The sequence below is a fragment of the Stutzerimonas stutzeri genome, from assembly GCF_000935215.1.
Lineage (GTDB): Bacteria > Pseudomonadota > Gammaproteobacteria > Pseudomonadales > Pseudomonadaceae > Stutzerimonas.
Map to the genome: position 1 here is coordinate 1 of NZ_JXXD01000131.1, position 11,654 is coordinate 11,654.

The 11,654-nt window shown below is 63.1% G+C and carries 14 protein-coding genes and 1 pseudogene; 4 read left to right on the forward strand and 11 right to left on the reverse strand.

Annotated elements, in window-relative coordinates:
- The 9 genes from LO50_RS13995 to LO50_RS14035 all read right to left on the reverse strand — a co-directional run.
- Window positions 1–197: helix-turn-helix domain-containing protein (locus tag LO50_RS13995; RefSeq protein ID WP_044315389.1), on the reverse strand; the 197-nt coding region annotated here is incomplete at its 3' end.
- Between the two features lie 6 nt (window positions 198–203).
- Window positions 204–878 (reverse strand): TetR/AcrR family transcriptional regulator, encoded by a 675-nt coding sequence (locus LO50_RS14000; RefSeq protein ID WP_044315390.1) that lies wholly within the window; start codon window positions 876–878, stop codon window positions 204–206.
- 260 nt (window positions 879–1,138) lie between these two features.
- Window positions 1,139–1,945, reverse strand: coding sequence for an outer membrane protein OmpK (locus LO50_RS14005; RefSeq protein ID WP_044315391.1), 807 nt, complete (start codon window positions 1,943–1,945; stop codon window positions 1,139–1,141).
- A 377-nt stretch (window positions 1,946–2,322) separates the two neighbouring features.
- The gene (locus LO50_RS14010) at window positions 2,323–3,609 is read right to left on the reverse strand and encodes a PPE repeat-containing protein (RefSeq protein ID WP_044315392.1); all 1,287 of its coding nucleotides are present in this window, start codon (window positions 3,607–3,609) and stop codon (window positions 2,323–2,325) included.
- A 47-nt stretch (window positions 3,610–3,656) separates the two neighbouring features.
- Complete coding sequence (locus LO50_RS14015) at window positions 3,657–4,148, reverse strand: curli production assembly protein CsgB (RefSeq protein WP_014821089.1); 492 nt, start codon at window positions 4,146–4,148, stop codon at window positions 3,657–3,659.
- 261 nt (window positions 4,149–4,409) lie between these two features.
- Window positions 4,410–5,240: a CsgG/HfaB family protein gene (locus tag LO50_RS14020; RefSeq protein ID WP_036998768.1), complete on the reverse strand. Its 831-nt coding sequence runs from the start codon at window positions 5,238–5,240 to the stop codon at window positions 4,410–4,412.
- 23 nt (window positions 5,241–5,263) lie between these two features.
- Window positions 5,264–5,680: a curli assembly protein CsgF gene (locus LO50_RS14025; protein WP_014821088.1), complete on the reverse strand. Its 417-nt coding sequence runs from the start codon at window positions 5,678–5,680 to the stop codon at window positions 5,264–5,266.
- Window positions 5,677–6,060, reverse strand: a complete 384-nt coding sequence (csgE, locus tag LO50_RS14030; protein WP_014821087.1) for a curli production assembly/transport protein CsgE — start codon at window positions 6,058–6,060, stop codon at window positions 5,677–5,679. Before csgE ends, LO50_RS14025 begins: the two co-directional genes overlap by 4 nt.
- Window positions 6,057–6,707, reverse strand: coding sequence for a helix-turn-helix transcriptional regulator (locus LO50_RS14035; protein WP_014821086.1), 651 nt, complete (start codon window positions 6,705–6,707; stop codon window positions 6,057–6,059). Before LO50_RS14035 ends, csgE begins: the two co-directional genes overlap by 4 nt.
- Window positions 6,708–6,952: 245 nt before the next feature.
- On the opposite strand from LO50_RS14035, the gene LO50_RS14040 reads away from it, so the two are divergent.
- From LO50_RS14040 to LO50_RS14050, 3 genes are all read left to right on the forward strand, one after another.
- Window positions 6,953–7,588: a LysE family translocator gene (locus LO50_RS14040; protein ID WP_044315393.1), complete on the forward strand. Its 636-nt coding sequence runs from the start codon at window positions 6,953–6,955 to the stop codon at window positions 7,586–7,588.
- A gap of 75 nt (window positions 7,589–7,663) precedes the next feature.
- On the forward strand, window positions 7,664–8,119 hold the full coding sequence (locus LO50_RS14045) for a VOC family protein (RefSeq protein WP_044315394.1): 456 nt from the start codon (window positions 7,664–7,666) through the stop codon (window positions 8,117–8,119).
- Between the two features lie 102 nt (window positions 8,120–8,221).
- A complete protein-coding gene (locus tag LO50_RS14050) occupies window positions 8,222–9,196 on the forward strand; it encodes an SDR family oxidoreductase (protein ID WP_041014645.1) in 975 nt (324 codons plus the stop codon).
- Window positions 9,197–9,203: 7 nt separating this feature from the next.
- On the opposite strand, the gene metR is transcribed toward LO50_RS14050, so the two are convergent.
- Window positions 9,204–10,130 carry a transcriptional regulator MetR gene (gene metR, locus LO50_RS14055; protein ID WP_014821082.1) on the reverse strand — a complete coding sequence of 309 codons (927 nt, stop codon included), beginning with the start codon at window positions 10,128–10,130 and terminating at the stop codon, window positions 9,204–9,206.
- Window positions 10,131–10,284: 154 nt separating this feature from the next.
- Window positions 10,285–10,875, reverse strand: a complete 591-nt coding sequence (locus tag LO50_RS14060; RefSeq protein WP_044315395.1) for an exopolysaccharide biosynthesis protein — start codon at window positions 10,873–10,875, stop codon at window positions 10,285–10,287.
- A gap of 160 nt (window positions 10,876–11,035) precedes the next feature.
- Between LO50_RS14060 and LO50_RS14065 the strand changes: the two are divergent.
- A pseudogene (locus LO50_RS14065) lies at window positions 11,036–11,654 on the forward strand (5-methyltetrahydropteroyltriglutamate--homocysteine S-methyltransferase); the annotation flags it as partial.

An 11,654-nucleotide genomic window follows, 5' to 3' on the forward strand; every position in this document is an offset into this window, starting at 1 on the left:
GCGGCGGTCAGCCGCAACCCGCCGGGCAGGCGTTCGAACAGGGGCGCGCCGATCTCGTCTTCGAGCTTGAGAATCTGCCGGTTCACCGCCGATGAGGCGACATTGAGCCGGCGCGACGCCTCGCGAATCGACTGGCAGCGCCGCACCATGTCGAAGTAGTGGATGGCCGGGGAGTGGATGCGTAGCTTGCGGGCCACGGTCGGTCAGCGATCCGCGGGTGGCGGCGGGGTCAGTCCGCAGCCCTTGAGGATGATGGCGATCAGGTTGTCGCTGGCGTGGGCGAAATCGGCGCGAGTCATGCGCTTGCCGTTGATACGGCGGATCTGATCGGAGAAGTCGGCATAGTGTTGGGTGCTGCTCCAGATCATGAAGATCAGGTGCATGGGGTCGACCGGGTCCATCTTGCCGGCGGTGATCCAGGCGTCGAACACTGCGGCGCGGCCGCGGAACCAGTTGCGGTAATCCTGGTTGAAGTGCTCGGAGAGGCACTCGCAGCCGCTGATGACTTCCATGGCGAAGATCTTCGAGGCCTGTGGGTGGCGTCGCGAGAATTCCATCTTGATGCGGATGTATTCGGCCAGGGCAATGGCCGGATCATCGTCGACGGTCACGTCGTCGAAGGCGGTATCCCAGAGTTCGAGGATATGCCGCATGACCTCGACATACAGCCCCAGCTTGCTGTTGAAGTAATAGTGCACGTTGGCCTTGGGCAGCCCGGCGCGGGTGGCGATGGCGTTCATGCTGGTGCCTTTGAAGCCGTAGCGGGCGAACTCTTCGGCGGCCGCCGTGAGGATGCTTTCCTCGTTCTTCTGCCGAATGCGGCCGGCGGGCTTGCCCTGGGCGGTGTAGAGCGGCTGGGGTGCGTTGTTCTTGTCCATGTTCCCTGTCCGTGAGCGCGCTGGCGGTTGCCTGTTCCACTATGCGGGGCGGGCCTGCTGCGTGTTGAGGATGATGGCCTATGCGCTGCGTTCATTCGCCTCGCAGCCCCGGGAAATGCCGTCGGACCGCCCGGGGTGATGGTCGAGCCGAGCTGATTCTGCACGAGTTTCGCTGTTCGATGCAGCCGTTGCGCTTGTGGCGGCCAGGATAGCGACTGGCACCGAACGAGTGCCGCCCGGTTTGCGGGCGGCGAGGCGCATCAGAAGTGCGCTTTGACGATGAAGTTGGTGACGTTGTTGTCGGTGTTGAAGGCGCTGCTGTCCTCGACGCCGTACTTGTTCGTCCAGTAGTCGTATTCGATACCGACATAGAGCTTGCCGGGCGTGTAGTCCAGGGCCTTGCCGAGGTCGTACTTGACCTGCGGGTTGAAGTGGAAGTTCTTGGCGAGGTAGTCGCCCTTGGACTTGGAGCCGGCGTCGTTGACCACCCAGTCGATGTAGCCGTCGAGCAGGATGTCGGATTTGCCGACCGGAATGGTGATGGCCCAGGTCGGGGTGATCTGCCACTGGCCGCCCGGCTTGCCGGTGATGCCGTCGGGCTCGCGGTAGTAGGTATTGATGGCCAGGCGATCGAAACCGGGAACGGCCAGGTCGACGGCCGGGCCGAGCAGATAGTTGCGGTTGCGCCCTTCGCCGCGTTCGTAGGTCGCGGAGATCAGCACGTCCTTGACCGGACCGAAGGACAGGTCCGCACCACTGATCTTGCTCAGCGACAGGCGTGGGCTGAATTCGCCGTAGTAGGTGCGGCCGTCCTTGCCCGAATGGCCGTTGAACCACTTGTGGTCGACGAACAGGAACATGTCGCCCCAGGTCCAGCCGCTGGCATGTTCGAAGGTGATGGTCTGCTGGATGGCGGCTTCGCGGCCATCCTGGCCCGAATCGACTGCGAAGTTCTTGCCGTACAGGTAGGTGAGGCTGTTGTTCTGCCAGAACATTGGGCTGGCCATGGCTTGGCTGCTGAGGATGAACCCGGCCGCGAGGGCTGCGGTGGTCAGGCTGCGCTTCATTGAGTGTGTCTCCGTATTGGCATTTGAATGAGCTTGTAAGTTGTCCAAGCGGTCAGGCTTTGGGTCACATAGCAAGCGTCGCGCCAATACCGGATATTCCATTGTGGTTAAGGATAAATGGTTGATAAGAAAGGATTTATTTTTATCGGATGAAGGAGGTTCGCGGATGGCCGGGCCGTCGGGCGGGAGGTGAGCGCGCTGGCATGACCTGACCGATGCGTCAGCTTGCTTCAGTTTGGGGCGCTGCGATGGCCGATCGCCAGGCTCGCCACCGAAACGGTGCGCCGACTGGCCAAGGCAAAGTGCGGGACGGGAATCGCGCAGAGAGGAAGCGCGACTGCCGGCAGGGCGCCGGCAGTCGGGTGTAGCGAACGAGCTTACTGCTGGGTGACCAGGGCGGTGTTGTTCCAGCCGCTCTGGTTGATGTAGGCCGCATTGCCGTAGCCGGCCTGGCTGGCGATGGCTTCGTTGCCGACACCGTTCTGAGTCACCTTGATCAGGTGATCGGCGCCGCTCTGGCTCAGCATCACGTCGTTGAGCGAGCCTTCCTGGCGAACGGTGGCCAGGTTGTCGCGGCCGTCCTGTTCGAGATCGGCACTGTTGCCCCAGCCATAGCTGACGCCGACGATTTCGTTGTCGGTACCATGCTGCACGGCGTTCAGCTCGTTACCGGTACCGTCCTGGTGGAAGTGCAGATCGTTGCCACGACCCTGCTGCTCCACGGAGGCAACGTTGAAGCCGCCTTCCTGGATGGTCTTGGCAGTCTGGTTGCGGCCGTCCTGGTACACGTCGGCTTCGTTGCCGATACCTGACTGCTCGGTAGTGGCGGTGTTGTTGCCACCGAGCCAGCCGTTGCTCTGCACAATGCTGGAGTCGTTGCCTACGCCGTGCTGCAGGACGAAGGCGTTCTGCGCATTGCCGCTCTGGTCGACGTCGACGCTGTTGTTGCTGCCGTCGGACTTGACGTAAGCCTCGTGCAGCACGCCGGTCTGCGAAACCATGGCGTCGTTGCGCCAGCCGCTCTGCTCGACTTCGGCAATGGAGCCGCTGCTGAGGATCTGGGTGACATGCGCATCGTTGTCGACGCCTTGCTGGGTGATGGTTGCGCGGTCGTTGTTGCTGAGGAGCTGGGTGATGCTGGCGTTGTTCAGGTCGCCGTTCTGGTTCACCACCGCCTGGCTGCCAAAGGTGGCGGTCTGGGTGATCAGGCCGTAGTTGTCCTTGCCGTCCTGGTTAGTGGTGGCGTTGGCCATGGTCGAGCCGGCCTGGAACGTCTCGGCGACGTTGTCAACGCCTTTCTGGTTCTGCGTGGCGCCGGTCTTGTAGGTGCCGGTCTGCTCTACCAGTGCATCGTTGCCCCAGCCTCTCTGGGTCTGGGTCGAGCCGGTCATCAGCGCGCCGCTCTGGCGGGATTCGGCATTGTTGAAGTTACCGGTCTGGGTCTGGGTGGCGGTGGTGGCCTGCGAGTTAGCTTGCTCGACCATCGCGTCGTTGCTGAAACCGCTCTGGTTTTGTGTGGCGAAGTTGCCCGAACCGCCGCTTTGCAGCACTTCTGCGTTGTTGTTGATGCCGTGCTGGTTCTGCTCCGAGGTGTTCTCGGCGGCAAAGGCCTGGGCAGTGGCGACGGTCAGAATGGCTGCTACAAGAGGTTTGAACTTAAACATTTTTGTCACTCCATGGATGTTTTAAGTACAGCGGTATTTCCTTGGGATTAGCGGTACTGGCGAACCACTACCGTCAGACCTCGGCCGCTCTGGCTGACATTGCTGCTATGCCCGCTGCCGGTCTGTTCGATGAGGGCTCGATTGCTCGAGCCCTGCTGTGCGATGGCGGCGCGGTTGTCCGAGCCGGTCTGTTCGATGTGGGCGTCGTTGTCGAAGCCGTTCTGGCTGATCAGCGCCGCGTTGCCTTGCCCGATCTGCTCGATGCTGGCGCCGTTGGCGTAACCGCTCTGGATGATGTAGGCCTCCAGCTCGGAGCCGGTCTGGGCGATGCGGCCGGTCATGCTCTCGCCGGACTGCTGGACCAGCGCCACGGCGCCCTGGCCGCTGATGCCGGCATGGGCGGACGGATCGGCCGTGAGGTAGGCCAGTTCGTTGGGGGCAAGATCGATCGAGACGGGGATATCGGCGTGGCTGGCAGTAGCCAGTAGCAGAACTGCCGGTAGCAGCAGGTCATGCGCAATCCGTTGCGAGCGAGTCATGGCGTCCTGTCCTGATGGGCTCTGATGTCGACATACTTGCCCCTAATCGGGGCGGCGAACATCCATCCAATGATTGAAAATGTTGCGATCCGGTGCGTAACGGGCGGCGATTGGCGATACAGGCTGCTGCATCCGGGGGCACTGCCCGATAGCTGATGGCGCACGGCCGTACAGACGGCATCGCCATGAAGCGTGCCGTCAGCCGGAAAGGGAGATTGGAGGAACGCTGAAGCGTCGTCGGCGTTGCGCCGACGACTCGGATCAGTCCAGTTTGCTCAGGTACTTGCTCAGCGCCGGATGCTCGCCACCGCTGCCTTCGGCGGTCTGCCAGAGGCGCCGGTCGACGCCCTGGGCGATCAGGTGCGCCACGGCAGCCTCGATCGCCGAGAGCACGCAGAGCTGGGCCGGCTCGTTGGTGGTGTAACCGGCCTCCGCTTCGAGCAGTTCCTTGAACTCGATGAACTTGTAGACGTTGGCGCTACGGCCGACGGAGAAGATCGTCTTGGTGGTCATCACGTTCGACAGCACCCTGCCGCTGCGCACGTCGATGGCCCGCAGGTTCACCGTGACCTGATCGACGCGATACTCCTGCGACAGTCCGATGCCCAGATAGCGCGCACCCTGGCCGCCGCTGCGCACGTTGGTCTCATAGGCGACGATGGCGCCTTCCATGATGATGTTGGCCGCCAGCAGCGACGGCAGTTCGGACTGGATATTGGGTGCCACGTCCGGCTTGGCCTGCGAGGCGCGGATGATCTTGCGCTCGGTCAGCACGTTCTGCAGGCCTTCACGCTCGAGCACCACGAACCAGCCACTGGCCTGCATGGCATCGACCAGCATGCTGGCCGCGCCCTGGGTCACCGCGGTGGAGAAGGAACTGGCCGGAGTGGGCTTGTACTGGCCGGTCTGGTCGCGAAAGCCGTACACCGCAGCTACCAGCGGGCCTTTCGGGCGCGGTAGCGCCAGCAGGTCCTGGTAGGTCGAGGTACGTGGGGTCAGGGTTGGCGGGTGCTGGTCGGCAGACATGGGCTCGCGAACGGCGCAACCCTGCAGTACAGCCATCATCCCTATGGCTACGAATAGGCTTCTCATGGCCTTTGTTTCTCCTTGAAGGGTCAGTTCTGACCGACTATGATTTCGGACATTTCGCCGGTGAGACGGTCGGTGATTTCCACGATCAGCATGCCGGCGTCGCCGTTGTAGACGCGCACGATGAAATCGTCGGTGGTCACGGTGCCGGTCTTGCCATCGGTCACGCCGCTGAGCAGATCGCCCAGCAGGCGCGACTCCAGCTGGCTGGTGAAACGGTCCAGGGCGGACTGGTTTTCCAGCAGCGAGGAGCGATCGATGGCATCCGGGTCCTTCTTGCTGTTCTGCGCCTGCGCGTTGCCGAGCAGCCAGGCACCGTTGAGCGGGCTACCGCCGAAGGATGGGTTGACGGGGGTGTACACCAGCTCGGTGGCGCTGGCGCCAGTGCAGAGCAGCAGGCTGGCGAGCAGCGTGCCGAGCGCCTTGTGAATGTGCTGTTTCATAGTTCGTCCTTGGCCATGTCAATGTTGTCTTCGAACAACGCTTCGATCTTGCGCCGGTTGATTTCCTGCACGACGAAATCGGCGGCCTCGTAGGCTGGTTCCTTCATGTCCGCCACGTTGGGCTGCAGGAAGCGGCGATACAGGGTCTGGTTCTCGTGCTCTACCCAGACCAGAACCCCCCAGCGCGCCGAGGGCCTTTCCTTGATGGCAAGGTTGAAGTCCAGGGTGCTGATGTCGTTCAGGCGTTCGCAGAAGCGCAGGTAGAACTCGTGACCGGAGCGGGAAACCGTGTTGTTGGTGATGAATCCTTGCAGCTCGGCTTCGTCGGCCTGAGCGGTCAGGCTCAACAGCAGCAGAAGCAACGCGGCGGTGCGTTTCACGACACCGCCTCACCAACGTGGGCCAGCACCAGCGAGGCACCCTGGGCGCGATTGCTGGCGCCGAGCTTGCGCAGGGCGTTGTGCACATGGCTCTTGATGGTGTGAATGCTCAGGTGCAGCCTTTCACCGATGGCCGCGTTGGACAGGCCCTGGCCGGCGAGCGCGAGGATCTGCTTTTCGCGCAGGGTCAGCTCGTCGATGACCTGATGTGCGTTGCTGAGCTGCCGGTAGCGACAGAGCAGCGTTTCCATCAGCTCCCTAGGTAGCCAGTCGCCCCCGGCGAGCATGGTCTGGATACCGCGGACAAACATGGCGCGTGGCGTCGCGCGGTAGAAGACCCCGCGGATCCAGGGGTGCGTTTCAACCAGTCTGCGCGCCTGATCGGGCTGGGCGTTGATCAATGCTAGCGGTGCGTCGCCGAACTGGCGGAGCAGGTGCACGCAATCGTTGCGGTCGTAGCTGGCGACATCCAGCAGCACCAGCGCGGAATCGATCTGTTCGGATCGCGGCGTGACCATATGCACCAGTGTGCAGCTGGGGCAGTCGTACAGGTGCTGGCGCAGCGTGCTGTCGAGCAGCTTGCTGGCAGAGAGAAGCGTTATGCGGAATTGGGCTGGCTGGAAAGCCGGCGCGACGTCGTCTTTCATTCGCATGTCCTTTGCTGAATGTTGATGGGCAGTCCTTGATTGCGTGACGCGCAGAGAGCGGTCCCGTCTGGCAATTGAAAGTAGTTCAGCTTTGCGACAAAAAAAAGTCAAAAGTTAAATTTTGCGTCAGCATCCCGACGAAAAGAGTATTCAGAGAATCTGCTGGAACTCGGAATGCTTCCGTCCTAGAGTCTGATCTCTTGGATGGATGGCCTCGGTCTGGCCACGTAGATGGAGATGGAGCGATGGTTGATCCCGTGTTCTGGCTGGTGTTCTTCTCGGCGGCGCTGGCACTGAATCTGTCGCCCGGGCCGGATCTGCTCTACGTGATTTCACGCACCCTGAGTGGCGGCCGCCGTATCGGTATGATTTCCGCCTGTGGTGTATGCAGCGGGGCGCTGGTGCATGTGGCGTTCGCCGCGCTGGGCATCTCGGCCATCCTCGCCACTTCGGCGCTGGCGTTTACGGTGGTCAAGTACGTCGGTGCCGTCTATCTGCTGTATCTCGGCTATCAGGCTCTGCGCTCGGCCGGCGGCGGAACCGTGCTGGCCCTCAAGGCAGCACCGCAAGCGTCCGCCTGGAAAGCCTATCGCCAGGGCGTGCTGGTCGATCTGCTGAACCCCAAGGCGGCGATTTTCTTCATGGCTTTCCTGCCTCAGTTCGTCCGCCCCGAGCATGGCTCCGTACCGCTGCAGCTGCTGGTTCTCGGCGTGCTGGTGGTTGTGGTGGCGATCATCATCGAGTGCGCTGTGGTGCTGCTGGCGGCCCGCGCCACCCAGGCGCTGCGCGACAATCCGGCCATAAGCCAGTGGCTGGACCGGGCGCTGGGCTCGATGCTCATCGCCCTGGGTATTCGCCTGGGCTTGAGCGAACGCCTCTGAAAGGGAATTGATCGCTACGGTGTGGCTCTCATGAAAGAAGGGCAGCCCTTCGGCAGCCCATGATGGGAGCTGTGTATGTCTCAGCAGAGCAAGAACACCTCGGCCAGCCTGATCCCCTGCCTGCGCTATCGCGACCTGGCCAGCGCCATCGACTGGCTTTGTCGTGCTTTCGGCTTCGAATGCCAACGCCAGTACCGCGACGAACAGGTCGGCATCACTCATGCACAACTGGCTTTCGGCAACGGCATGCTGATGGTCGGACCGGTAGTCGATTCCGAGTATGGCCAGCAGCTGCGCCAGCCCGATGAGATTGGCGGCGCATCCACCCAGGGCATCTACGTGATCGTCAACAGCGCCGATGCGCTCTACGCTCAGGCCAAGGCGGTCGGGGCGCAGATCGTCGTCGAGCTCAAGGACGAGGATTACGGCGGTCGCGGCTTCACCTGCCGCGATATCGAAGGGCATCTGTGGAGCTTCGGCACCTACGACCCCTGGGCGGACGAAGCGGCGGGAAGCGTCGCCCAGGCTTGAGTACGTTCCTGCGCGCGGGGCATCGCGCCGACCATCGGGGGGAATGTTCGGCGCGACGTCGCTGTCAGCTTAACTACGACAGCAGACTGCGGAGGAACGACGATGGCCTACGGAAAACTCTACGGCGCCCTGGTGGTGCTGACCGGTGCGTCCAGCGGCATCGGTCGCGCCGCTGCCCAGGCTTTCGCCCGCCAGGGCGCGCGGCTGGTGCTTGCCGCGCGCGACGCCGAAGCGCTGACGGAAACCGCCGATGAATGCCGCGCGCTCGGTGGCGAAGTCCTGGTGGTGCCCACTGACGTCACCCACAGCGACGAGGTCGAAGCACTGGCCAGCGCTGCGGCGGAGTTCGGCCAGGGGCGCATCGATGTGTGGATCAACAATGCCGGCATCGGCGCGGTCGGCGCGTTCGACGAGACGCCACTGGATGCCCATGAACAAGTGGTGCAGACCGATCTGCTCGGCTATCTGCGTGGCGCCCATGTGGTGCTGCCGTACTTCAAGCAGCAAAAGAGCGGTGTGCTGATCAATACGCTGTCGGTCGGCAGCTGGGTGGCGCAACCGTTCGCGGCGGCCTATTCGGCCAGCAAGTTCGGCCTGCGCGGCCTGTCCCAGGCGCTGCGCGGCGAACTGGGAGCCTGGCCGGGGATTCACATCTGCGACGTGTATCCCGGCATTGTCGATACCCCCGGCTTTCGCGACGGCGGCAACTACGCCGGGCGCTCGTTGCAGCCGCCGCCACCGCTGCTCGATCCGCGTCAGGTGGCCGATGCCATGGTCAGTCTGGCCCTGCATCCGCGCCACACCACGTCGGTCGGCGCGACCGCCACATTGCTGCGCCTGGCGCATTTCCTCACCCCGGGCTTCGATCGACTCAATGGGCTGCTGACCGGCTTCGCGCTTGGCCGCGCGCAGCGAGTGGCGCCCTCGTCAGGCAATCTCTTTCATCCGCCGCTGGGCCAACGGCGCATCGATGGCGGCTGGCGCTCGTCGCCGGATGATGACAAGCGCTGGCTGTTGATCGGCGGCGTGGCAACCGGGTTGATCGGTCTTGGCGTATGCCTGGCGCGGCGGCGCTGACCCGCTGTCAGCGCACCTTCGGCGCGGCACTGACGCCTTCGAGCGTGGCGAAGGAGGTGTCCTTGGCGGTCAGCAGGAAGTCGCGCATGAAGGGTGAGTCGAGCATGTCGGCGCGGATGCCCGCATAAAGCGTGGCGAACAGACCTTTGTCGCCCAGCCGTTTGGCGGTGACGTAGCCGCGTGAACTGTATTCGTGCAGTGCCCAGTTCGGCAGTGAACAGACGCCGCGCCCCGACGCCACCAGCTGCATCATCATCACAGTGAGTTCCGAGGTGCGTACCTGCGCCGGTTCGATGTCGGCCGGTTCGAGGAAGCGGGTGAAGATATCCAGGCGGTCGCGTTCGATGGGGTAGGTGATCAGCGTCTCGCTGGCCAGGTCTTCCGGTCGGATGTACGGCCGCGCGGCCAGTGCATGCTGGTTCGCCACCGCCAGCAGGGCCTCGTAGGTGAACAGCGGCACGTAGGTGATGCCGGGCAGCTCCAGCGGGTCGGAGGTGACCACCAGATCGAGATCACCGCGCGCCAAGGCCGGTAGCGGGGCGAAGGAGAAGCCCGAGGCCAGATCCAGCTCGACCTCGGGCCAGGCATCGCGGAACTGGTCGATGGTCGGCATCAGCCACTGGAAGCAGCTGTGGCATTCGATGGCCATGTGCAGCCGCCCGGCGGTTCCGCCGGCCAGGCGGGCGAGGTCACGTTCGGCACTGCGCAGTTGAGGCAGCATCAGATCCGCCAATTGCAGCAGACGCAGGCCGGCGCTGGTAAAGCGCACCGGGCGGGTCTTGCGCACGAACAGCTGCAGGCCGAGGCGTTCTTCCAGTTCCTTGAACTGATGGGAAAGCGCCGACTGCGTCAGGTGCAGGCGCTCGGCGGCTTCGACGAGACTGTCGGTTTCCCGAAGTGCATGAAGCGTCTTCAGGTGACGAATTTCCAGCATGCCGAACTACCTTGCGAAGCGGGATCAGCACGAGCTCGAGCAGCAGGCCTGATGTTCCCTGAATGAATAAGCAGATGAGCAACGCTCATCCGTCGCAAGTGTGTCCCAGCATCTGGATGCTGTCGAGTGGCCGCTACGCAATCGGCCGGGCCATTCAGAACCAGAGCCGCGAAACCATGTAGGCCAGACCAAAGAAGAACAGCAGCGCGGCAAGGATCATCGCGCCGTCGCGGGCCATCATGCCCAGCCCCAGCACGCTCAACGCCGCGCCGGCAGTGGAGTTGCCGAACGGGATCAGCTCCAGCGGCGGCATGGTGGCCGCGATTGCCAGACACAGCACGGCATTCAGCCGATTCGCCAGGCCGTTGGTAAGGAAGGTCAGCCGCCGCTTGAGCAGCCGGTCGACGAAGCCGGCAATGCGATGCAGGAAGGCTATGGCCTTGTCGTACTTGCTGCGCGAGGCGCTACGCCGCAGCAGCCATTTGGGCAGCCAGAAGTGCTTCCGGCCGATCAGCAGCTGAAGCGCGATCAACGAAACCATCACCGCGAACACGCTGGGCAATCCGGGAATTCCCGACAGCGGCGAGAACACCAGCAAGCCTGGCACCAGCAACAGGGCACCGAAGCTGCGCTCATCGGTGGCCTGCAGCATGCACTCGATGGTCACCGGCTGGTCGGCTTCGCCGGCCTGTTCGAGACGCTGCAGCAGGCTTTCGAGATTCTGCGGTGGCTGATCCGGGTTCATGAATACGCCTGGTAGGGGAGGTTTCTTTTAGAGCCCTGAGGCCCCGAAATGCTCCTGCATGAATATTTCTATATTTCAAATGTAATTACATGAGTTTGTTTCACGCAGTCATGGCGCGGACAATCAGCCCATTCATGCAGAACGACATTTGGAGTGAGAAATGGCTGTAGCGCACAACCTCGGTTTTCCACGCATTGGTGCGGACCGCGAGCTGAAGAAAGCTCTGGAGGCATATTGGAAGGGCGAGCTGGACCAGCAGGGGTTGCGCCTGGTTGGTCGTCAGCTGCGTGCACAACACTGGCAAGCCCAGGCCGATGCCGGTATCCAGTTGCTGCCGGTGGGCGACTTCGCCTGGTACGACCAGGTTCTGACGCACTCGCTGATGTTCGGCGTGGTGCCGCAGCGCTTCCGCCCGGCCGATGGCCAACCGACGCTGGACACGCTGTTCGCCATGGCCCGTGGCGTGACGAACAGCTGCTGCGGTGGCGCCCAGGCCCAGGAGATGACCAAGTGGTTCGATACCAACTATCACTACCTGGTGCCGGAGTTCAGCGCCGATCAGCAGTTCCAGCTGTCCTGGTCGCAACTGTTCGAGGAAGTCGAAGAAGCGCTGGCGCTAGGCCATGCGGTCAAGCCGGTGCTGATCGGCCCGCTGACCTATCTCTGGCTGGGCAAGCTCAAGGGCGAGGCTGCCGAGCGTTTCGACAAGCTCGAGCTGCTCGAACGACTCTTGCCGGTCTACGGCGAGGTGCTCGACCGGCTGGCGGCGCAGGGCGTGG

Bases quoted from the DNA above. Each gene is read 5' to 3' on its own strand.
- LO50_RS14000 (WP_044315390.1), bottom strand. From the start codon at position 878: ATGGACAAGAACAACGCACCCCAGCCGCTCTACACCGCCCAGGGCAAG.
- LO50_RS14005 (WP_044315391.1), bottom strand. From the start codon at position 1,945: ATGAAGCGCAGCCTGACCACCGCAGCCCTCGCGGCCGGGTTCATCCTC.
- LO50_RS14010 (WP_044315392.1), bottom strand. From the start codon at position 3,609: ATGTTTAAGTTCAAACCTCTTGTAGCAGCCATTCTGACCGTCGCCACT.
- LO50_RS14015 (WP_014821089.1), bottom strand. From the start codon at position 4,148: ATGACTCGCTCGCAACGGATTGCGCATGACCTGCTGCTACCGGCAGTT.
- LO50_RS14020 (WP_036998768.1), bottom strand. From the start codon at position 5,240: ATGAGAAGCCTATTCGTAGCCATAGGGATGATGGCTGTACTGCAGGGT.
- LO50_RS14025 (WP_014821088.1), bottom strand. From the start codon at position 5,680: ATGAAACAGCACATTCACAAGGCGCTCGGCACGCTGCTCGCCAGCCTG.
- LO50_RS14035 (WP_014821086.1), bottom strand. From the start codon at position 6,707: ATGAAAGACGACGTCGCGCCGGCTTTCCAGCCAGCCCAATTCCGCATA.
- LO50_RS14040 (WP_044315393.1), top strand. From the start codon at position 6,953: ATGGTTGATCCCGTGTTCTGGCTGGTGTTCTTCTCGGCGGCGCTGGCA.
- LO50_RS14045 (WP_044315394.1), top strand. From the start codon at position 7,664: ATGTCTCAGCAGAGCAAGAACACCTCGGCCAGCCTGATCCCCTGCCTG.
- LO50_RS14050 (WP_041014645.1), top strand. From the start codon at position 8,222: ATGGCCTACGGAAAACTCTACGGCGCCCTGGTGGTGCTGACCGGTGCG.
- metR (WP_014821082.1), bottom strand. From the start codon at position 10,130: ATGCTGGAAATTCGTCACCTGAAGACGCTTCATGCACTTCGGGAAACC.
- LO50_RS14060 (WP_044315395.1), bottom strand. From the start codon at position 10,875: ATGAACCCGGATCAGCCACCGCAGAATCTCGAAAGCCTGCTGCAGCGT.